The sequence below is a fragment of the Nocardioides sp. genome, assembly GCF_014360585.1.
Classification (GTDB): Bacteria; Actinomycetota; Actinomycetes; order Propionibacteriales; family Nocardioidaceae; genus Nocardioides.
In genome coordinates this window covers 1-21,119 of record NZ_JACIXG010000091.1, presented here as the reverse complement: position 1 = coordinate 21,119, position 21,119 = coordinate 1, and the positions used below count along the sequence as shown (strand labels likewise).

Annotated in this window: 17 protein-coding genes; 13 read left to right on the top strand and 4 right to left on the bottom strand. The window is 66.3% G+C overall.

Annotated features, from left to right (window positions below; all coding sequences use genetic code 11):
- Positions 1-82 precede the first annotated feature (82 nt).
- A complete protein-coding gene (locus H5T77_RS22045) occupies positions 83-289 on the bottom strand; it encodes an RNA-binding S4 domain-containing protein (protein ID WP_472850361.1) in 207 nt (68 codons plus the stop codon).
- 151 nt (positions 290-440) lie between these two features.
- Complete coding sequence (locus H5T77_RS22040) at positions 441-1,718, bottom strand: DUF445 domain-containing protein (RefSeq protein WP_292652757.1); 1,278 nt, start codon at positions 1,716-1,718, stop codon at positions 441-443.
- A gap of 122 nt (positions 1,719-1,840) precedes the next feature.
- Here H5T77_RS22040 and H5T77_RS22035 point away from each other — a divergent pair, with 122 nt between their 5' ends.
- The 12 genes from H5T77_RS22035 to H5T77_RS21980 all read left to right on the top strand — a co-directional run bounded on the left by H5T77_RS22035 (position 1,841) and on the right by H5T77_RS21980 (position 18,248).
- Positions 1,841-2,242, top strand: a complete 402-nt coding sequence (locus tag H5T77_RS22035) for an FAD synthase family protein (protein WP_292652756.1) — start codon at positions 1,841-1,843, stop codon at positions 2,240-2,242.
- Between the two features lie 198 nt (positions 2,243-2,440).
- A complete protein-coding gene (locus H5T77_RS22030) occupies positions 2,441-2,740 on the top strand; it encodes a hypothetical protein (protein WP_292652755.1) in 300 nt (99 codons plus the stop codon).
- 98 nt (positions 2,741-2,838) lie between these two features.
- On the top strand, positions 2,839-3,687 hold the full coding sequence (locus H5T77_RS22025; RefSeq protein ID WP_292652754.1) for a nitrilase-related carbon-nitrogen hydrolase: 849 nt from the start codon (positions 2,839-2,841) through the stop codon (positions 3,685-3,687).
- A gap of 73 nt (positions 3,688-3,760) precedes the next feature.
- Complete coding sequence (hydA, locus tag H5T77_RS22020; RefSeq protein WP_292652753.1) at positions 3,761-5,194, top strand: dihydropyrimidinase; 1,434 nt, start codon at positions 3,761-3,763, stop codon at positions 5,192-5,194.
- Between the two features lie 139 nt (positions 5,195-5,333).
- The gene (locus H5T77_RS22015; protein ID WP_292652752.1) at positions 5,334-7,310 is read left to right on the top strand and encodes a type I restriction-modification system subunit M; all 1,977 of its coding nucleotides are present in this window, start codon (positions 5,334-5,336) and stop codon (positions 7,308-7,310) included.
- Positions 7,310-8,695, top strand: coding sequence for a restriction endonuclease subunit S (locus H5T77_RS22010; protein ID WP_366816663.1), 1,386 nt, complete (start codon positions 7,310-7,312; stop codon positions 8,693-8,695). Before H5T77_RS22015 ends, H5T77_RS22010 begins: the two co-directional genes overlap by 1 nt.
- A 92-nt stretch (positions 8,696-8,787) precedes the next feature.
- A complete protein-coding gene (locus H5T77_RS22005; RefSeq protein WP_292652750.1) occupies positions 8,788-9,987 on the top strand; it encodes an ATP-binding protein in 1,200 nt (399 codons plus the stop codon).
- Positions 9,984-11,033, top strand: a complete 1,050-nt coding sequence (locus tag H5T77_RS22000) for a ParA family protein (protein WP_292652749.1) — start codon at positions 9,984-9,986, stop codon at positions 11,031-11,033. The genes H5T77_RS22005 and H5T77_RS22000 overlap by 4 nt, the downstream gene beginning before the upstream one ends.
- Before the next feature lie 64 nt (positions 11,034-11,097).
- Positions 11,098-14,034 carry a type I restriction endonuclease subunit R gene (locus tag H5T77_RS21995; RefSeq protein ID WP_292652748.1) on the top strand — a complete coding sequence of 979 codons (2,937 nt, stop codon included), beginning with the start codon at positions 11,098-11,100 and terminating at the stop codon, positions 14,032-14,034.
- Between the two features lie 150 nt (positions 14,035-14,184).
- Complete coding sequence (locus H5T77_RS21990) at positions 14,185-15,210, top strand: TIGR03842 family LLM class F420-dependent oxidoreductase (protein ID WP_292652747.1); 1,026 nt, start codon at positions 14,185-14,187, stop codon at positions 15,208-15,210.
- 166 nt (positions 15,211-15,376) lie between these two features.
- Positions 15,377-16,729: an aspartate aminotransferase family protein gene (locus tag H5T77_RS21985; protein WP_292652746.1), complete on the top strand. Its 1,353-nt coding sequence runs from the start codon at positions 15,377-15,379 to the stop codon at positions 16,727-16,729.
- A gap of 19 nt (positions 16,730-16,748) precedes the next feature.
- Positions 16,749-18,248, top strand: coding sequence for a CoA-acylating methylmalonate-semialdehyde dehydrogenase (locus H5T77_RS21980; RefSeq protein ID WP_292652745.1), 1,500 nt, complete (start codon positions 16,749-16,751; stop codon positions 18,246-18,248).
- 23 nt (positions 18,249-18,271) lie between these two features.
- Here H5T77_RS21980 and H5T77_RS21975 read toward each other — a convergent pair whose 3' ends face one another.
- The gene (locus H5T77_RS21975) at positions 18,272-18,460 is read right to left on the bottom strand and encodes a hypothetical protein (protein WP_292652744.1); all 189 of its coding nucleotides are present in this window, start codon (positions 18,458-18,460) and stop codon (positions 18,272-18,274) included.
- Between the two features lie 80 nt (positions 18,461-18,540).
- Complete coding sequence (locus H5T77_RS21970; protein ID WP_292652743.1) at positions 18,541-19,671, bottom strand: endo-1,4-beta-xylanase; 1,131 nt, start codon at positions 19,669-19,671, stop codon at positions 18,541-18,543.
- A 139-nt stretch (positions 19,672-19,810) separates the two neighbouring features.
- Here H5T77_RS21970 and H5T77_RS21965 point away from each other — a divergent pair, with 139 nt between their 5' ends.
- Complete coding sequence (locus H5T77_RS21965) at positions 19,811-21,061, top strand: FAD-binding protein (RefSeq protein ID WP_292652742.1); 1,251 nt, start codon at positions 19,811-19,813, stop codon at positions 21,059-21,061.
- Positions 21,062-21,119: the final 58 nt, after the last annotated feature.

Genomic DNA, 21,119 nt, shown 5'->3' with positions numbered 1-21,119 from the left:
TTCCAGGCGGACCCGGAGCGTTTCAACGAGCTATCGGTGGTGACCCTTCCGGGTCACCGCCTCACTCTATTTCTGCCGGGTCCTACCACGGCACGTCGAAGTCGGCCTCGTCGGAGACCCGGGCTGCCTGGCCGGCGTACTCCACGACGTCGCCGACGCGGAGCTGGCGGCCGCGGCGGAGCTCGATCTCACCGTTGACCTTGACCTCGCCGGCGGTGATCGCCGGGCGCGCCTCGGAGCCGGCCTCGACCAGGTTGGCCAGCTTCAGGAACTGGCCGAGCCTGATGATCTCGTCGGAGATGGGTACGTCGAAGGGCTCGCTCACACCGCCATCCTCCCCCGTCGGGCGAGACGTCACCAAAAACGGCCGAGGCGTCAGCGCGGTCGGCCGAGTTGGCACGCGATGACACCTCGGCCGACGTACGTGACGCCTCGGCGGGTCACTCCATCAGGACCGCGACGGTGTGGATGAGGACGCCGACGAGGCCACCGACGATGGTGCCGTTGATGCGGATGAACTGCAGGTCGCGGCCGACGAAGAGCTCGATGCGGCGAGCAGCCTGCTTGCCGTCCCAGCGCTGGATCGTGTGGGTGATGACGGTGGTCGCCTCGCGGCCGTAGCGCTGGACGACGTAGACGGCGACATCGGAGGCGAGCGCGTCGTAGCGGCGCTGCAGCACCTCGTCGAGGACGACCTTCTGGGCGTAGCGGATGACCTCGTCCAGGGCGCGGAGCCGGACGACGCCTTCGGGGTCACGCAGCGAGGAGGTCAGCGCGCGGCGCAGCGCGTCCCAGATGGAGATGGCGGTGTTGATGACGCCCGGATGCTCGAGCACGCGCTCCTTGAGCCGCTCGGCACGCTCCATGGTCGCCTGGTCGTGCTGCAGGTTGTCGGCGAGGTCGGCGAGCATGGCGTCGATCGCCTTGCGGGCTCGGTGCTCGGGGTCGTCGCGGATGTCGGCGATCCAGCGGACCAGCTCGACGTGGATGCGGGCGGTCACCGGCTCGCGCAGCACCTGCGGCGTCCACCAGGGCGCCCGCTCACCGAGCACCTCGGTGACGATCTCCTCGTTCTCCTCGAGCCAGCCGTGCAGCTCGACCAGCGCCAGGTCGACCAGGCCGTGATGTACGCCGTCGTCCAGCGCCGCCTGCAGCGTGCCGCCGAGGAGCGGCGCGATCTGCTCCTCGCGCAGGCGGGGTACGAACCCGTCCTGGATGATCTCGACGATGTGCCGGTTGCTGATCCGGGACAAGCCGTCGGCGACCACGGTGGAGACCTCGTCGACGACCCGCTTGGCGTTGGGCTCCTCCGAGAGCCACAGCGCGAGTCGCAGCGACGGCATCGCGACACCGAGCCGCTCGCGGATGGTCTCCTCCTGCAGGAAGTTGTCCTGGACGAACTCCTCGAGGCTGGCGCCGAGCTCGTCCTTCCGCTTCGGGATGAGGGCGGTGTGTGGCACCGGCAAACCCAGCGGGTGGCGGAACAGCGCGGTGACCGCGAACCAGTCGGCGATCGCGCCGACCATGGATGCCTCGGCACCGGCGTTCACGAACCCCCAGAACCCGTGCATCCCCATGGTCAGCAGATAGACGATGGCGGCCACGACCAGGAGCCCGGTGGCGACGATGCGCATCCGGCGCAGTGCCTGGCGGCGTACGACATCGGCCTCGGTCTCGGCCATCAGGCCGCCGATCCCGACGCCCCCAGGAGAACTCATGGGCTCAATTGTGCCGGGTCGCACCACGTGGTGCGCAGCGACGCACTGAGACACCCAGAAGGGGGCGGACTGTAGAACGCCAGTTGAACAAACGGTGTCCGTATATGGCAGCATTGGTGGGCATGTCTGTCCCCCGCACGGTCTTGACCTTCGGCACCTTCGACGTCTTCCACGTCGGACACCTGCGCATCGTCCAGCGCGCGGCTGAGTACGGCGACCGGCTGGTGGTCGGAGTCTCGGCCGACGCCCTCAACTTCAAGAAGAAGAGCCGCTACCCCGTCTTCAGCGAGGACGAGCGGTTGGCGATCGTCTCCGCACTGAAGCCGGTCGACGAGGTCTTCCTCGAGGAGAGCCTCGAGCTCAAGCGCGACTACCTGCTCAAGCACCAGGCCGATGTCCTGGTCATGGGCGATGACTGGGTGGGGCGCTTCGACGAGTTCAAGGACATCTGCGAGGTCGTCTACCTGCCGCGTACGCCGGCGATCTCGACCACCGCGCTGATCGAGAAGATCTCCACGACCTGAGCGCATACCTGTCGGCTACTCACGGGTTGGCCTACAGGTGAGTTACAAAGCACCCAAGGGCGTCACCGATCCCTTCCCCCGCTCGTTGGAGTGGACGAGAGTGCCTCGGGGGAGGCACACGTCCCACCGAGGAGATACATGTTGTCGCACAACGCGGACGGTGTGGGGTCGCATCTGTTCGACTCATCGAGGAGCGCGATGTCGCTGACCACCGCCGCCAAGGTGGAGGTCCTCAGCGTCCTCGTCCGCGCCGGCCGGGAGGCCCGCGCCCCGCTCACGCCGCACGACTGCAACACCGTGGTCGAGACCAGCGCCCACCTCGCCGAGATCGCGCCGACCCTTCCCGAGCGCTCGCCTGGCGAACGTGCCCGTGCGACCCGCTCGGCGATGGAGCTGTTCCTCTCCCTCGACTGTCCCCAGCTCGCGCCCGAGCTCCGCGAGGAGCTCGCCAAGGCCGTGGAGCACGTGGTCGTACGCCATCCGGCGACGGCCCCCTAGGGCAGAAGAGTTTCAACCAGCGCCTCGTTTCAAGCAAAAATGCCGCTGCGGCCCCACGGGCCGCAGCGGCGTGCTTCTATTTAGGGGGAGGTAGTTGCATGAGCATCGTCAGAGCCGCAATCAGCCAGACCACCTGGACCGGGGACAAGGTCTCCATGCTGGACAAGCACGAGGGCTTCGCGCGTGACGCCGCCGCACAGGGCGCCCAGGTGATGTGCTTCCAGGAGCTCTTCTACGGGCCGTACTTCGGGATCACCCAGGACAAAAAGTACTACCGCTACGCGGAGCCGGCCGACGGCCCCATCGTGCAGCGCTTCGCGAGCCTGGCCAAGGAGCTTGGCATCGTGATGGTGCTGCCGATCTACGAGGAGGCGGAGGTCGGGGTCTACTACAACACCGCCGTGCTCGTCGACGCCGACGGCACGATCCTCGGCAAGTACCGGAAGAACCATCTGCCCCACGTGGAGAAGTTCTGGGAGAAGTTCTACTTCCGCCCCGGCAACCTGGGCTACCCGGTCTTCGAGTCGGCGGTCGGCAAGGTGGGGATGTACATCTGCTACGACCGCCACTTCCCCGAGGGCTGGCGCGAGCTCGGCCTCAACGGCGCCCACATGGTCTTCAACCCCAACGCCACCAAGCCCGGACTCTCCAACCGGCTGTGGGAGGTCGAGCAGCCCGCCGCCGCGGTCGCCAACGGCTACTTCGTGCTCGCGCCCAACCGGGTCGGCCTGGAGGACAACGAGTACGGCCCCGAGACGGTCGACTTCTACGGGATGTCGCAGATCGTCGACCCCCGCGGCAACTACGTGGGCGAGCTCGGCTCGGGCGAGAAGGAGGAGCTGCTGGTGCGCGACCTCGACATGAACATGGTCCAGGAGATGCGCGACGACTGGCAGTTCTACCGCGACCGACGGCCCGACTCCTACACCGCCATCCCTAGACCCTGATAGCGACTGTGTTGGTCTCGACACGCCTCCGCCTTGCGGCTCCGGCGGCTCGACCGGCGGATAGGAGCACCGCATGAGCACCACCCTCATCACGGGCGGCACGGTCGTCTCCGCGACCGGCCGCACCCAGGCGGACGTGCTGGTGGACGGCGAGAGGATCGTCGCGCTCATCTCCCCCGGCGCCAGCCCGTTCGGCACGATCGACGCCGACCTCACCATCGACGCGACCGGGAAGTACGTCATCCCCGGCGGCGTCGACGCCCACACCCACATGCAGCTGCCGTTCGGCGGGACCAACGCGTCCGACACCTTCGAGACCGGCACCAGAGCGGCGGCCTGGGGCGGCACCACGACGATCATCGACTTCGCGGTGCAGCGCTACGGCGAACGCGTACAGGACGGGCTGGCGCACTGGCACGAGCTGGCCGCCGGCAACTGCGCGATCGACTACGGGTTCCACCAGATCATCGGCGGGGTCGACGACGACTCGCTCAAGGCGATGGACACGCTCGTGGACGAGGGGATCACCTCGTACAAGCTGTTCATGGCCTACCCGGGCGTCTTCTACTCCGACGACGCGCAGGTCCTGCGGGCGATGCAGAAGGCCACCGACCACGGGCTGCTGACCATGATGCACGCCGAGAACGGTCCGGCCATCGACGTGCTCGCCGCGCAGCTGGCCGAGTCCGGCAAGACCTCCCCCTACTACCACGGCATCGCGCGTGCCTGGCAGCTCGAGGAGGAGGCCACCCACCGGGCGATCATGCTCGCCGACGTCACCGGAGCACCGCTCTACGTGGTGCATGTCAGCGCCAAGCAGGCCGTCGAGCAGCTCGCCGCCGCCCGGGACAAGGGCAGGAACGTCTACGGCGAGACCTGCCCGCAGTATCTCTACCTCTCCCTCGAGGACCAGCTCGGCGCGAGCTCGGAGGAGTGGGGAGACTTCGAGGGGGCGAAGTGGGTCTGCTCGACGCCGCTGCGCTCGCGCGAGGAGGGCCATCAGGACGCGATGTGGCAGGCCCTGCGCACCAACGACCTGCAGATGGTCTCCACCGATCACTGCCCCTTCTGCATGAAGGAGCAGAAGGAGCTCGGCAAGGACGACTTCCGGGCGATCCCGAACGGGATCGGCTCGATCGAGCACCGTGTCGACCTGCTCTACCAAGGTGTGGTGACCGGCCAGATCACCCTCGAACGGTGGGTGGAGCTGATCGCGACCACGCCGGCGCGGATGTTCGGGCTCTACGGCCGCAAGGGCGTGATCGCGCCGGGCGCGGACGCCGACATCGTCGTCTACGACCCCGCCGGACACACCTCCATCGGCCTCGGGGAGGGCAGGACCCACCACATGAACATGGACCACTCCGCCTGGGAGGGCTACGAGATCGACGGCCACGTCGACGTGGTGCTCGCCCGCGGCTCCGTCGTCGTGGTCGACGGCGAGTTCAGAGGCGCGAAGGGTCACGGAAGCTATCTCAAGCGGGGCCTTTCCCAGTACCTCATCTGATACCGCTGGCGGCCGATCACGGCGGCCCAGGCACCGCGATTGTGACGGCTCTTTGCTCTAGGCTGCCCATGCGGCACGGTTCCGGTGGAGACCGCCGGAGAAGCCGCCCCCAACAAGCGTTTCAGAAAGAGCAACCTGCGTGAACAGCGCCAACCACAGCCGGATCGTCAGCCTGATCTGGGCGATTGCCGACGACGTCCTTCGAGACCTGTACGTCCGGGGCAAGTATCGCGACGTGATTCTGCCCTTCACCGTGCTCAGGCGGCTCGACTCTGTGCTGGAGCCGGTCCGCGAGCAGGTCGCTGCGACGGACAAGATGCTGGACGAGGCCGGGATCGTGAACAAGGATGCCTCGCTCCGCGATGCCGCCGGACAGGCGTTCTACAACACCTCCGGCTTCACCATGAAGCACCTCTCAACGATCTCCAACGCCAAGCGGCTTGAGGAGGACTTCAAGGCCTACCTCGACGGTTTCTCGCCGAACGTCCAGGAGATCATCAACAACTTCGAGCTCCGCAACCAGATCCCCAAACTGGTCCGGGCCGATGCGCTGGGCTCACTGCTGACGAAGTACCTCAATCCGGACCTGGATCTGTCCCCGACAGGCATGGACAACCACGGAATGGGCACGGTCTTCGAAGAACTGGTCCGCAAGTTCAACGAAGAGAACAACGAGGAAGCCGGCGAGCACTGGACGCCGCGCGACGCGGTGCGGCTGATGACCCGGCTGATGTTCGAGCCGATCGCCGACCGGATACCGGAGGGCACCTACAAGCTGTATGACGGTGCGATGGGCACCGGCGGCATGCTGACGGTCGCCGAGGAGACGCTGAAGCACATCACCAAGGGCCGCAAGATCACCACGCACCTCTACGGCCAGGAGATCAACGCCGAGACGTACGCCATCGCGAAGGCCGACCTGATCCTCAAGGGTGAGGGCGGGGAGGCCGACAACATCAAGGGCGGCCCGGAGTTCTCCACGCTAGTCAACGACGCGTTCGCGGGCGACGAGTTCGACTTCATGCTGTCCAACCCGCCGTACGGGAAGTCGTGGAAGACCGATCAGGAGCGGATGGGCGGGGCGAAGAAGATCCGTGACCCACGGTTCGTGATCGAGCACGCCGGCGACCCGGAGTATTCGCTGGTCACCCGGAGCAGCGACGGCCAGATGCTCTTCATGGCCAACCTGATCTCGAAGATGAAGCAGAAGACCGAGCTCGGCAGCCGGATCGCGGAGATCCACAACGGCTCGTCGCTCTTCACCGGAGACGCCGGCCAGGGCGAGTCGAATATCCGCCGGTGGGTGATCGAGTCCGATTGGCTCGAGGCCGTGGTCGCGCTGCCCCTGAAGATGTTCTACAACACCGGCATCGCGACGTACGTCTGGGTGCTCAGCAACCGCAAGGAGCCGCGCCGCCAGGGCAAGGTGCAGCTCATCGACGCGACCGGCTGGTTCACGCCGTTGCGGAAGAATCTCGGCGAGAAGGGTGTGGAGCTCTCCGAGGCCGACATCGCCCGGATCATGGAGACCTTCCACGCCTTCGACGAGGCGGACCCCGAGCAGTCAAAGGTCTTCGAGAACCGCGACTTCGGCTACTCCAAGATCACGGTCGAGCGACCGCTGCGGATCATCGGCGCCGACCCCGAGCGGGTATACAAGCCCGCCGAGATCAGGAAGCTCAAGGAGGAAGGCAAGCGCAGCGAGGACGCCCCGGCGATCATCAAGCGAACCCTGCCGTACACCGCCGAACCCGACCCGCTCCGCGGCCTGTACTCGGCACGCGTCGACGGGAAGATGCGCGTCGTCCAGTATGAGCCCGACACCGACCTGCGCGATACCGAGCAGATCCCGCTTCAGGAGCCCGCGGGCGAGTACGCCGACGGCATCGAGGCCTTCTTCCGCCGCGAGGTCCTTCCCTACGCCCCCGACGCCTGGATCGACAAGTCGAAGACGAAGATCGGCTACGAGATCTCCTTCACCCGCCACTTCTACAAGCCCGCACCCATGCGCACCCTTGCCGAGATCCAAGCCGACATCCGCGCCCTCGAGGCCGAGACCGACAACCTGATTGCCGAGATCGCGGGATTCGAGTCCGTAGCGAACGGCGGAGCCTGATGTTCGCAGAGCTTCCACAGACCCACGCGAATCAGCCGAGGAGTGCTGGGATGTTGCCTCGCCATTGGACGACGAGGCGACTGCGGTCAGTCGTCGACATGCTCGTCAGCAATGTTGACAAGCTCTCGAAGGACGGTGAGGTTCCAGTTCGGCTCTGCAACTACGTCGACGTCTACAAGCGAGACGTCGTCACGCCGGACCAGGAATTCATGCGAGCGACCGCGACACAGGCTGAAGTCGATGCCTTCTGTCTACGGATTGGCGATGTCGTGATCACGAAGGACTCAGAGTCCTTCAACGACATCGCAGTGCCCGCCTACATCGCAGGCGCGGCCAAGGACCTCGTGTGCGGCTACCACCTGGCGATCCTTCGGCCGAGAGGTGACATCTCCGGACAGTTCCTGTATTGGGCACTGCGTGCGCCGACCGTTGCTCACCAGTTCCATGTGGCAGCAGGCGGCGTAACTCGCTTCGGTCTCTCGCATGAGGACATCAAGTCAGCCTGGGTTCCCGTGCCGCCCGCCGACGAGCAGGCAGCCATCGTCAAATACCTCACCCATGCCAACGCCCGCATCGACAAGGCCATCGCCGCCAAGCGCCGCCTCATCGCCCTTCTTGATGAGCAGCGGAACGAGCTGGCAACCGAGCGACTGGAAAATCCGAACCTGGGCTGGCAGGTTCGACGTCTGAAGACACTCCTTCACGGCATTGATCAAGGCGTGAGTCCTCAGGCGGACAACACCGTGCCAGGTCAGGACGAATGGGGCGTCCTCAAAGCTGGCTGCGTCAACGGCGGAAAATACCGACCGGACCAGGTGAAACGCTTGCCTGGCGATTTCGTTGTCCCTCTGTCCCTCGCCATCCGGAAGGGTGACCTGCTGGTTTCCCGCGCAAGCGGGTCGCCCAACCTTGTCGGCTCGGTTGCACGTGTCCCGGCTCCGCCGGGGAAGGTCATTCTCAGCGACAAGACCTTCAGATTGCGGCCTCGGGACGACGTTGACCCGGATTTCCTTGCGCTTGCCATGAACTCGCGGCGATACCGAAGTCAGGTGCGACAAGCAATCAGTGGGGCGGACGGCCTTGCCAACAATCTGCCCATCACAGAGTTGAGGACGTTCACATTCTTGGTCCCGCCCATAGACGAACAGCGCCGCATCGTCGCCGATGTCAGCCGTGAGACCGCCACCATCTTGCACACCGCCGAGCGAACCGAACGCGAGGTCACCTTGCTGCAGGAGTTCCGCACCCGCCTTGTCGCAGACGTCGTGACAGGACAGGTCGACGTACGCCAGATCGCGGCGTCGCTGCCGGAGGTTGATCCAGCAGACCTCGGAGGGGGCGACGAGACCGAGATCGACGAGTTGGTGGGCAATGGACCTGCTTGAGGCGTCGGAGCTGGTCTCCGGGCCAGACCCGTTCCGTTTCACCGAACTCGCCGCTCCCACGCTGGAGCGGAAGGTAGGGGAGAATGTTCGGTGTGAGTGATGACCTCGCCGAGACGCTCGGCACGCGCGAAACCGCCTGGCTGGAGTTCAAGGACTACGGGCGTGAGACGAACGTGCGCAACCGGCTCTCGGACATCGGCAAGAACGTCTGCGCGATGGCTAATGACCTGCCTCGGCACGGTGGCGGCGACATCCTCATCGGGGTGTCCGATGCCGGAGTGGCGACCGGTTCAGTGGATACCAGCGACGAGACGCTGCGCATGCTCGCCGACCTGCGGGACAACGGCAAGATCCTCGACCGGCCCTCACTCACTGTCGATGTCGCGCAATTCCAGGGCAAGGACGTCATCCGACTGCACGTTGAGGCGTCTGCGACCCCGCCGGTCCGCTACGACGGAAAGGCGTGGGTGCGCCCTGGCCCGACGGTTCGCGAGGCCAACCGCGACGACGAGCGAGTGCTCGCCGAGCGTCGTCGAACCGGTGACGGTCCGTTCGACACGCGAGTTGCGGACGGAACGTCACTGGCAGACCTCGATCTCGACCTGTTCCGTACGTCCTATCTTCCAGCAATGGTCGACCAAGAAGTGCTCGCCGAGAACGGGCGCCCGCTGGAGCACCAGCTGACCTCGCTGCACCTCGCCTATGGGCTTGAAGAGACAGTGCCGACGACGTTGGGGCTCTTGGTCCTCGGCTTCGACCCGACGGTCTGGATTCCCGGGGCGTACGTCCAGTTCGTCCGCTACCAGGGCCTCGATCTCGGCGCACCGATCGCCGATGAGCAGGAGCTTCGGGGCAACATCGTGGACGTCGCCGCACGGCTCGAGCCGCTGATCAAGGCGAACCTTCGGAGCCGACTGGTAGCGGACGGCTTTCGCGAGACGCAAGCAGCCGAGTATCCCTTCGAGGCCCTGCGCGAGATCTGTATGAACGCGCTGATGCATCGCAACTACGAGTCGTCGTACGCGCCGGTTCGAGTGATTTGGTTCGACGACCGGGTCGAGGTGGACAACCCCGGCGGTCCCTACGGCCGGGTACGCACCGACAACTTCGACCGGGTCAACGACTATCGCAACCCATCACTTGCAGCGGCTATGAAGTCGCTCGGCTACGTCAACCGGTTCGGACGGGGCATCGGGAGGATCCGCGCGGCACTGGCGCGAAACGGCAATCCCGAGCCCGAGTTCGTCGTCGATGACGCATCATGGTCAGTGACCATCAGGAGGGCTGCATGACGACGACGATCGCGCTGTTCAACAACAAGGGCGGCGTCGGAAAGACGACGCTTGCCTACCATCTGGCACACATGTTCAGTCGGCTCGGCCTGACCGTGCTGGCCGCTGACCTCGACCCGCAATCGAACCTGACCTCGATGTTCCTCGACGAGTCCGAGCTCGAGGACCTGTGGGGTGCACCCACCGAGCTGACCCGGCAGGGGCTCGTCGACCGACAGTTGCCCGGTGTCGCAGGACGGGTTCGACCTGCGCAGAGCATCGCGGACGCAGTCCGGCCGATCCTGGAAGGGCTCGGCGATATTGCTCCGCTGAGGCCCGCTGAAGTAGCTGCCGGCCTGTTCCTGCTGCCGGGGAGCATCGAGCTCAGTCTCTTCGAGGACCACCTCTCGCGCAGCTGGCCGACGTCGTTCGCAGGCGACCCGGCGGCGATCCGTACAACCACGGCCTTTCACCGCATCGTGAGCGCCGCGGCCGACGAGGCCGCGGCCGACGTCGTGATCATCGACGTGGGTCCGAACCTCGGCGCCATCAACCGGTCGGCGCTTCTGAGCGCAGATCATGTCCTGATGCCATTGGCAGCAGACCTCTTCTCCCTGAAAGGGCTCTCCAACCTGGGTCCGGTGCTTCGGCAGTGGCGCAGGGACTGGCGGGAAGTGATCCTGCCGCGGGTGCCCGCCGGTATCGAGGCGCCGGAAGGAGCCATGGCCCCACTCGGCTACGTCATCATGCAGCCCGAGATGCGCCTGGACCGGCCGGTGAAGGCGTACGCCCGCTGGCTGGACCGGATCCCGCTGGTCTTCAACAGCGACGTGCTCGGCATCCAACCGACCTCGTCCGATCGGCACTACGAGATCGCGACGATGCGGAACTACCGCAGTCTGATGCCACTTGCTCACGACGCTCGCAAGCCGATGTTCGACCTGCGTACGGCTGATGGCGCCCTCGGCAGCACGCAGAAGTACGTGCAGACCTGTTACACGGAGTTCCGGACGTTGGCCCGGACGGTCCTGGATCGGGCGGGACTTCCCTCCGCTGGAGCGGCCTGACTGTCGCGGCCCTCGAGCCTCAGAAAGAGCGGTTTGTGTCGGTGGTCGGCGCTAGGGTCTTGCTGTGCAGTTGAACGAGGAGTCGCTGGAGACGCTGGTCGTGCGGCAGATGGCCGAGGGCGGCTGGGTCGAGGGTGCGCCGGGCGACTATGAGCGCTCCTTCGCGGTGGATCTCGCTCAGCTGACCGCGTTCATCGACGCGACGCAGCCGCACCTGGTCGACGCACTCAGCCTGGCCACCGACACCCCGGTACGGCGGGAGTTCCTGAGCCGGATCCAGGGGGAGATCACCAGCAAGGGCACCGTGGAGGTGCTGCGCAAGGGCATCAAGCACCGGGCCCACCATGTCGATCTGTTCTTCCCGACGCCGTCGCCAGGGAACACCCGCGCAGCGGAGCTCTTCGGGGCCAATCGGTTCTCGGTGACCCGTCAACTCCAGTACAGCGTGAGCCGCTCGGGGCTGGCACTGGACCTGGCGGCGTTCGTCAATGGGCTGCCGGTGGTGACCTTCGAGTTGAAGAACAACATCACCAAGCAGACCTTCGACGATGCGGTGGAGCAGTACAAGCGCGACCGGAATCCGCGTGAGTTGCTCTTCGGCTTCGGACGCTGCTTGGCGCACTTCGCGGTCGATGACGCACAGGTGCGCTTCTGCACCCACCTCAAGGGGAAGTCGTCGTGGTTCCTGCCGTTCGACAAGGGCTGGAACGACGGAGCCGGCAACCCGCCCAATCCCGACGGGCTACGCACCGACTATCTGTGGCGGGACATCCTGGCTCCGGCGAGCCTGGCGAACATCATCGAGAACTACGCCCAGATCGTCACGACGCGTAACGAGAGGACCCGACGGAAGACTTCAGCACAGATCTTCCCGCGCTACCACCAGCTCGACGGCGTACGTCGCCTGTTGGCCGACGTGGCGACCAACGGGGTCGGACAGAAGTATCTGGTTCAACACTCGGCAGGCTCGGGAAAGTCGAACTCGATCGCCTGGCTCTCCCACCAGCTCACCGAGGCCAAGCACGATAAGGCGAACGCGTTCGACTCGGTGATCGTAGTGACCGACCGGGTCATCCTTGACAGCCAGCTCACCGCGACGATCAAGTCGTTCCTGCAGGTCGGCGCGACCGTCGTGCACGCAGACCGGTCCGGAGATCTGCGCCGCGCGATCGAGGCCGGGCGCAGGATCATCATCACCACGGTGCAGAAGTTCCCCTTCATCCTCGACGACATCGGCTCTGGGCACCGCGATCGCCGGTTCGCGATCATCATCGACGAGGCCCACTCCAGCCAGGGTGGTAAGACCGCGGCCGCGGTGTCGGCAGCGCTCGGCGGACGCGACCGTGAGGAGGACGACGAGGAATGGACCGTCGAGGACGAGATCAACCAGATGATCGAGTCGCGCAAAATGCTGTCCAACGCGTCGTACTTCGCCTTCACCGCGACCCCGAAGAACAAGACGCTGGAGATGTTCGGCATCCCGTATGTGGAGGGCACCGAGACCAAGCACCGCCCGTTCCACACCTACACGATGAAGCAGGCCACCCAGGAGGGATTCATCGTCGACGTACTGGAGAACTTCACGCCGGTCGAGTCCTACTACCGGCTGGTCAAGACCGTCGAGGACGACCCCGAGTTCGACACCAAACGGGCATCGAAAAGACTGCGGGCGTACGTCGAGGGCAGCGACCACGCGATCGGGCTCAAGGCCGAGATCATCGTCGACCACCTCCGCACCCAGGTGATCGGGAAGCAGAAGATCGGCGGCCAGGCGCGCGCCATGGTTGTCGCAGGGAAGATCCCGCGGGCAATCGAGTACTTCCACGCCATCCGTGACCATCTGGAGAAGGTGAAGAGTCCCTACCAGGCGATCGTGGCCTTCTCCGGGGAGCACGACTACAAGGGTCTGAAGGTCAGCGAGGCGTCCCTGAACGGCTTCCCGGCGAAGGATATCCCCGACAAGATCAAGGAGGATCCCTACCGAATCCTCGTAACTGCCGACAAGTTCCAGACCGGCTACGACGAGCCGCTGCTGCACACGATGTACGTCGACACGACCCTCTCCGGAGTCAAGGCCGTCCAGACGCTGTCGCGGCTCAACCGCGCGCATCCAGCCAAGCACGACGCGTTCGTTCTCGACTTCGCCAACTCTGCCGAGGACATCGAGAAGGCCTTCTCCCGCTACTACCGCACCACCGTGCTCAGCTCGGCCACCGACCCGAACAAGCTCCACGACCTGGTCGCGACCATCGAGACGTACGGGATCTACACCCACGAGACGGTGGACAAGTTCACTGAGCTGTTCCTCGGCGGAGTCGAGCGCGACCAGCTCGATCCGGTGCTCGACGCTTGCGTGGCTGAGTATCTGGAGTTGCAGGAGGAGGACGACCAGGTCGGGTTCAAGGGTGCTGCGAAGTCGTTCACCCGGACGTACAACTTCCTGGCCGCCCTGCTGCCCTACGGGCTGCCGGAGTGGGAGAGGCTCTGCCTCTTCCTCGAACACCTGATCCCGAAGCTGCCTGCGCCGCGTGAGGACGACCAGTCCGCCGGGATCCTGGAGAACATCGACCTGGACTCCTACCGCTCCGAGAAGCGCGAGGCGATGAAGATCGCGCTCGCCGACGAGGACGCGGAGATCGATCCCGTCCCAGTGGGGTCGGGTGGCCACGTGATCGACGAGGAGAAGGAACGGCTCTCGGAAATCCTCAACACGTTCAACCAGCTCTTCGGCAACATCGAATGGACCGATGAGGACCGGGTCAAGCGGCTCATCACCGAGGACATCCCCCGCCGCGTCGCCGAGGATGAGGCATACCAGATCGCGATGCGGAACAACGACCGCGACAACGCCCGAATCGAGCACGACCGCGCCCTCGGGCGGGTGATGATGTCCGTCCTCCGCGACGACACCGAACTGTTCAAGCAGTTCAGCGACAACGACAGCTTCAAGCGCTGGCTCGCCGAGTCGGTGTTCCGCACCACCTATGATGCTTCGGCTTGAGTCGCGAAGTCGCCAGCTGTCACGGATTCCCCTGCGAGCTAACGCGAACAACCGCATTCCTTAATCCAAATACCCCTTCAGGAGTAACGTTCCCGACAGGTCGCCGCGACGACGTCGTGACGCTGGTTCGAACGACCGGAGGTACATCGGATGGACTTCGGTGTGGTGCTGCAGACCAACCCGCCCGTATGGCGGGTCGTCGACCTGGCGAAGCGGGCAGAGGCGTACGGCTTCGACCATGTCTGGACGTTCGACAGCCATCTGCTGTGGATGGAGCCGTACGTCATCTACAGCCAGATCCTCGCCGAGACCCGTACGATCAAGATCGGTCCGTTCGTCACCAACCCGGCCACCCGCGACTGGACGGTGACCGCGTCCGTCTTCGCGACCCTGAACGAGATGTACGGCAACCGCACCGTGTGCGGGATGGGTCGCGGCGACTCGGCGGTGCGGGTGCTGAACGGGAAGCCCTCGACGATCCGAGAGATGCGTGAGGCCACCCGGGTGATCCGCGAGCTGGCCAACCGGCGACCGGTCGAGGTCAACGGCACCACGCTGCAGTTCCCGTGGGCCAAGCGCTCCGAGCTCGAGGTGTGGATCGCCGCCTACGGCCCGCTCGCACTGAAGGCGGCCGGGGAAGTCGGCGACGGGTTCATCCTGCAGCTGGCCGACCCCGACATCACCGAGTGGATGATCGGGGCGGTCAAGAAGGCGGCCACCGACGCCGGCCGCGACCCGGAGTCGCTGACGTTCTGCGTGGCCGCGCCTGCGTACGTCACCGACGGGTCGCCCGAAGCGCTGGCGCACGCTCGGGAGCAGTGCCGGTGGTTCGGCGGGATGGTCGGCAACCACGTCGCCGACATCGTCGCCAAGTACGGAAGCGGCGCGGTCCCACAGGCGCTCACCGACTACATCGCGGACCGCCAGGGCTATGACTACAACGAGCACGGACAGGCCGGGAACACCCACACCGCCTTCGTGCCCGACGAAATCGTCGACCGGTTCTGCATCCTCGGCTCGGTCGAGCAGCAGGTCACCAAGCTCGAGCAGCTCAAGAGCCTCGGCGTCGATCAGTTCGCCATCTACCTGCAGCACGACGCCATGGACCAGACCCTGACGGCGTACGGCGAGCTGGTGATTCCTGGCGTCAACCTGCCAGCGATCGCCAAAATTTGAGATCAGCGCGTGATTTCGTTGCAGTATTGGCATGAATGTATCGAAAACGTAGCCTCAGCCCTGATATACCGTCGTAATCAGCATCAACATTCGACGACGCCTTCGTTGCTCCCGGCGTAGAGTGAGGAGTCAGATCCATGTCCGTCACGCACCCCAGGGGACAGCTTTGACCAGCACCGAGACAAGCCCGAGCGCGCCCACCACGGAGCCCGCTCCCACCGCGTCGGCCCTCGACGCTCGCGCCTACGACCTCGACCGCTCCCACGTCTTCCACTCCTGGTCCGCCCAGGCCTCCCTGAAGCCGCTGGTCATCGCCGGCGGGCAGGGCTCGCGGGTATGGGACCACTCGGGGCGTACGTATCTGGACTTCTCCTCCCAACTGGTCAACACCAACATCGGCCACCAGCACCCCCGGGTCGTGGAGGCGATCAAGAAGCAGGCCGAGACGCTGACCACGGTGGCGCCGACGGCGGCCAACCTGGTTCGCGGCGAGGCCGCCGAGCGGATCACCGACATCGCTCCGGTGGGCTTCAACAAGGTCTTCTTCACCAACGCCGGCGCCGACGCGGTCGAGAACGCGATCCGGATGGCCCGCATCCACACCGGTCGCGACAAGGTGCTCTCGACCTACCGCTCCTACCACGGCAACACCGGCGCGGCGATCGTCGCGACCGGTGACTGGCGGCGGATCCCGAACGAGTACGCCCATGGCCACGTGCACTTCTTCGGCCCCTACCTCTACCGCTCCGACTTCTGGGCGAGCACACCCGAGCAGGAGGCCGAGCGTGCGCTGCACCACCTGCGCCGGGTCATCGAGGCGGAGGGACCAGGATCGATCGCGGCGATCCTGCTCGAGACCATCCCCGGCACCGCCGGGATCATGATCCCGCCGCCCGGCTACCTGCCCGGGGTCCGGGCATTGGCCGACGAGTTCGGGATCATGCTCATCCTCGACGAGGTGATGGCCGGCTTCGGTCGCACCGGCGAGTGGCTCGCGCTGGACGCCTACGACGTCGTCCCCGACCTGATCACCTTCGCCAAGGGCGTCAACTCCGGCTACGTACCGGCCGGTGGCGTGATCATCTCCGACCCGGTCGCGGCGACCTTCGACGACCAGGTCTTCCCCGGCGGCCTCACCTACTCCGGGCACCCCCTCGCGATGGCGTCGATCGTGGCGACCATCGAGGCGATGAACGAGGAGGGCATCGTGGACAACGCCGCGACCATCGGCACCGACCACATCGCTCCGGGCCTCGCCGCGCTGGCCGAGAAGCACTCGGTGATCGGAGAGGTACGCGGCACCGGCGTCTTCTGGGCCCTCGAGCTCGTCGCCGACCGCGAGACGCGGGAGCCGCTGCCGGCCGCGACGATGGGCCGGATCAAGTCCGAGCTCATCGCCCGCAACCTGATCCCGTTCACCATGGAGAACCGCATCCACGTGGTGCCTCCGTGCGTCGTCACCCCCGACGAGGTCGCCGAGGCGATCTCGATCTACGACGACGTGCTCGGCTCGCTGTAACCCGCAAAGGACGCATGACATGACCGATCTCCCCATCCTCGACCACTGGATCGGCGGGGCCACCAACCCCGGCACCGGCACCCGTCTGGGCGACATCTACAACCCCGCGCTCGGCACCGTCCAGAAGCGCGTACGCTTCGCCGCGGCCGCCGACGTCGACACCGCCGTCTCGGCGGCCAGGAAGGCGTTCGCGGAATGGAGCGAGGCCTCGCTCACGCGGCGTACGGCGGTGCTCTTCAAGTTCCGCGAGCTCCTCAACGCCCGCAAGGGCGAGCTGGCCGAGATCCTGACCGCCGAGCACGGCAAGGTGCTCTCCGACGCCGCCGGCGAGATCGCCCGCGGGCTCGAGGTCGTGGAGTTCGCCTGCGGCCTCTCCCACCTGCTCAAGGGCACCGTCTCCGAGCAGGTCTCCTCCGGCGTGGACGTGACGACCCTCAAGCAGCCGCTCGGCGTGGTGGGCATCATCAGCCCGTTCAACTTCCCCGCCATGGTGCCGATGTGGTTCTTTCCGATCGCCATCGCGGCCGGCAACGCGGTCGTGATCAAGCCCTCGGAGAAGGACCCGACCGCGTCGAACTGGATCGCGGAGCTGTGGGCCGAGGCCGGACTCCCCGACGGGGTCTTCAACGTCGTCCACGGCGACAAGGAGGCGGTCGACGCGCTCCTCGACAACCCCGACGTCGCCTCGATCTCCTTCGTCGGCTCCACCCCGGTCGCCCGCTACGTCTACGAGCGCGGCACCGCCGCCGGCAAGCGGGTCCAGGCCCTCGGAGGCGCCAAGAACCACATGCTGGTCCTGCCCGACGCCGACCTCGACCTGGTCGCCGACTCGGCGGTCAACGCGGGCTTCGGGTCGGCCGGCGAGCGGTGCATGGCGATCTCGGTGGTGCTCGCGGTCGACTCGGTGGCCGACTCCCTTATCTCGAAGATCACCTCACGGATGGCCACCCTCAAGACCGGCGACGGCACCCGGGGCACCGACATGGGCCCGCTGATCACCGGCGCCCACCGGGACAAGGTCGCGAGCTATGTCGACGTGGCCGCGGCCGATGGCGCCGAGGTCGTCGTCGACGGACGAGGGATCGAGGTGGACGGCGATCCCAACGGCTTCTGGGTCGGGCCGACGCTGGTGGACCGGGTGCCGACCACGTCGACGGTCTACACCGAGGAGATCTTCGGCCCGGTGCTCTCGGTCGTCCGCGTCTCCGGCTACGAGGAGGGCCTGGAGCTGATCAACTCCGGCCAGTTCGGCAACGGCACCGCCATCTTCACCAACGATGGCGGTGCCGCCCGCCGGTTCCAGCGTGAGGTGCAGGTCGGGATGGTCGGCGTGAACGTGCCGATCCCGGTGCCCGTCGCCTACCACTCCTTCGGCGGCTGGAAGTCGTCGCTGTTCGGGGACGCGAAGGCGTACGGCCCCGCCGGGCTGGACTTCTTCACCCGGGAGAAGGCCGTCACCACCCGGTGGCTGGACCCGTCGCACGGCGGGATCAACCTGGGGTTCCCGCAGAACTCCTAGGCTGTGTCCGGAAAAGACATGGCCTAGGCCCAGTAGTCGTCGTCGGGGCTGCCCGCGTCGAGCTTCTGCTCGGCGTAGTCGGCCTCGTTGACGTCGTCCGGCGTCGAGGTGACCGTCTCCTCGGCGTCCAGCGGCGCCTCCTCGTCGACGGTGTCCGTCACGACGTCGGTCGCCTGCTCCTCGAGGTCTGCCTCTGCTGCGTGCTCGCTCATCTACCCTCGCTCAGCTCGATCCATGTGCTCGGTCTCCAGTAGACCACCGCCACCCAGGTGCCGCTACAGATCGCCGTGGCTCAGCGCCGGCGTGGTGCTCCCAGGGCAAGGCGGAGGTCCTGCTTCAGGGTCGTGTACGCCGCCTTGGGCTGCCGATTCACATCCCAGAGCAGCGCGTAACCCTGCCCTTCGAACCAACCCGGTACCCAGGAGTGGGTGTCGTCGATGCCCCAGACCGTGAACGATGTGCAGGCCCGTACGGCGAGGCAGGCCTGGAGCATCTGGGAGAACTCGTAGGGATGGGCGAAGAGCGCCAGGTTGTCCGTGGGGACCTGGGTCTCGGCGGAGTCGACGAAGGTGCGTACGTCGGCCTCGGTGACCGCCACCTCGAGACCGAGGTCGGCATAGCGCTGCAGGTTGGCGCGGAAACGCTCGCCGGAGAAGCCGTACTGGGTGTCGAGGTGGCCCTGGTCGCCGACGCCATGGATGGGTACGCCCTGGGCGACCAGGCTCTTGACGAAGGCGTAGACCGCGTCCGCCTTGGCGTTGTGGCCGTCCTCTCCCGCGATGTTGTAGTCGTTGTAGAACAGCCGCGCCTTCGGGTCGGCCTGGTGGGCCCAGCGGAAGGCGTCGGCGATCACCTGGGGCCCGAGCCGGGAGACCCAGAAGTTGTCCGGGTTGAGACGCGAGGGGTTGGTGTCGGTGAAGAACTCGTTGGCGACGTCCCACTGGTAGACCTTGCCGCGGAAGTGGGCGACCTCGTCGGTGATGTGCTTCTCGAGGATCCCGCGGAGCTCGTCGTTGCTGATCGTGCCGTTGTTGACGCCCTCGGTCAGCCAGGCGGGATTCTGGTTGTGCCAGAGCAGGGTGTGGCCGCGCACCTTCTGACCGTGGGCGCGGGCGAACTCGACGACCTCGTCGGCAGCGGACCAGTCGTAGGTGCCACGAGTCGGCTCGACGGACTCCCACTTCATCTCGTTCTCTGGAGTGATACTGGAGAACTCGTCCGCGGCGATGCCGGCGAGCTCCTCGTCCGCGAGCACCTCGGGGTTGGCGGCGACGCCCAGTTGCAGCCCGATCTGGGAAGCGTAGGAGCGGAGCGAGTCGGACGGGGGCCGGAAGCCAGGTGGTTCGGCCTGGGCCATGGATGACGCGGTGGTCGCGACAGTCGCCGCCGCGGTCACGGTCGCAAGGATGTGACGAAGTTTCATGGTGCCTCCCGGCGCATTGAGTGTGATCGGCATCACAGACAGGGATCAGGATGTCGAGAGGCTCGCTGGTTTGTCAATCGTTGTCGATAACGTTTTCCAAAGCGCGCATCGAAGTTGATTCCCGGCTACGATCCGGTCCATGCGCACCGAGACCCTTGCCCATGAAGCTCCCGGATCGACATGGGCCCGCAGCTATGACTACACCGCGCGCGGGCTCGTGCGACCACGTTCCGTGGATGACGTACGCGACCTCGTGCTGCGCGAGCCACGGCTGCGCGCGCTGGGGTCTCGGCACTCCTTCACCGATCTCGCTGACACCTCGGGCGTGCTGGTGTCTCTCGACGGCCTGGAGGGGTCACCGGCCATGGCCGGGGACACCGTCCGGGTGCCCGGCGGGATGCGCTACGGCGAGCTCACCGCCTGGCTGCAGGAGCGTGGCCGGGCGGTGCCCAACCTCGCCTCGCTCCCCCACATCTCGGTCGCCGGCGCGGTCGCCACCGGCACCCACGGGTCCGGAGTCCGCAACGGATCGCTGGCCACCTCCGTGACCGCCCTGGAGATCGTCGACGGCCGAGGCGACCTGGTGCGCCTGGAGGCCGGCTCGCCCGACTTCGCCGGGGCCGTGGTCGGCATCGGCGCGCTGGGCATCGTGACGCATCTCGAGCTGCTGACCTCAGCGACCTACCAGATCGCGCAGACGGTCCATGAGGGCCTCACCTACGCTGACCTGCGAGAACACCTCACCGACATCCTCGGCGCGGCCTACTCGGTGTCGATCTTCACGCGTTGGGCGGACGAGCCGGACGGGACCGTGGGCCGCGTCTGGGCGAAGTCGCTCTCGACGGCTCCGGAGATCCCCGGGACGGTGCTCGCGAGCGAGCCGCGCCACGTGGTCCCCGGCCTGGACCCCGCCCCCTGCACCGAGCAGCTCGGCGTGCCGGGGCCGTGGCACGAGCGGCTGCCCCACTTCCGGCTCGACTTCCAGCCGAGTGTCGGGGCAGAGCTCCAGAGCGAATACCTGGTGCCGCTCGAACACGGCCAGGAGGCGCTTGACGCCGTCCGGTCGCTAGCCGACCGCGTCCGGCCGCTGCTGCAGGTGAGCGAGATCCGCGCCGTCGCCGCCGACGACCTCTGGCTCTCCCCCGCCTACGGCACCGACGTGCTGGCGCTCCACTTCACCTGGAACGCCGACCCCGCCGGCGTACGCGACCTCCTGCCCGACCTGGAGCAGCGGCTCCCGGCGGGCACACGGCCCCACTGGGGCAAGCTCTTCGCCACCGCAGACCCCGGCGCCGAGTTCCCCCGCTGGGAGGAGTTCAAGGAGCTAGTCCGCCGCTTCGACCCGAACCGCCGATTCTGGAACGCCTGGCTGGACCGGGTGCTCGGCTGACATTTCGGGGTAGTCCGGTAGCGAACTGCCTATTACCGACGGGTAAATGGGCAGTTCG

What these genes read in the sequence shown, in the direction of transcription:
- H5T77_RS22025 (WP_292652754.1), top strand. Translation starts at nt 2,839, where the DNA reads ATGAGCATCGTCAGAGCCGCAATCAGCCAGACCACCTGGACCGGGGAC.
- H5T77_RS22000 (WP_292652749.1), top strand. Translation starts at nt 9,984, where the DNA reads ATGACGACGACGATCGCGCTGTTCAACAACAAGGGCGGCGTCGGAAAG.
- H5T77_RS22030 (WP_292652755.1), top strand. Translation starts at nt 2,441, where the DNA reads ATGTCGCTGACCACCGCCGCCAAGGTGGAGGTCCTCAGCGTCCTCGTC.
- H5T77_RS21970 (WP_292652743.1), bottom strand. Translation starts at nt 19,671, where the DNA reads ATGAAACTTCGTCACATCCTTGCGACCGTGACCGCGGCGGCGACTGTC.
- hydA (WP_292652753.1), top strand. Translation starts at nt 3,761, where the DNA reads ATGAGCACCACCCTCATCACGGGCGGCACGGTCGTCTCCGCGACCGGC.
- H5T77_RS22040 (WP_292652757.1), bottom strand. Translation starts at nt 1,718, where the DNA reads ATGAGTTCTCCTGGGGGCGTCGGGATCGGCGGCCTGATGGCCGAGACC.
- H5T77_RS21990 (WP_292652747.1), top strand. Translation starts at nt 14,185, where the DNA reads ATGGACTTCGGTGTGGTGCTGCAGACCAACCCGCCCGTATGGCGGGTC.
- H5T77_RS22035 (WP_292652756.1), top strand. Translation starts at nt 1,841, where the DNA reads ATGTCTGTCCCCCGCACGGTCTTGACCTTCGGCACCTTCGACGTCTTC.
- H5T77_RS21980 (WP_292652745.1), top strand. Translation starts at nt 16,749, where the DNA reads ATGACCGATCTCCCCATCCTCGACCACTGGATCGGCGGGGCCACCAAC.
- H5T77_RS21965 (WP_292652742.1), top strand. Translation starts at nt 19,811, where the DNA reads ATGCGCACCGAGACCCTTGCCCATGAAGCTCCCGGATCGACATGGGCC.
- H5T77_RS21975 (WP_292652744.1), bottom strand. Translation starts at nt 18,460, where the DNA reads ATGAGCGAGCACGCAGCAGAGGCAGACCTCGAGGAGCAGGCGACCGAC.
- H5T77_RS22010 (WP_366816663.1), top strand. Translation starts at nt 7,310, where the DNA reads ATGTTCGCAGAGCTTCCACAGACCCACGCGAATCAGCCGAGGAGTGCT.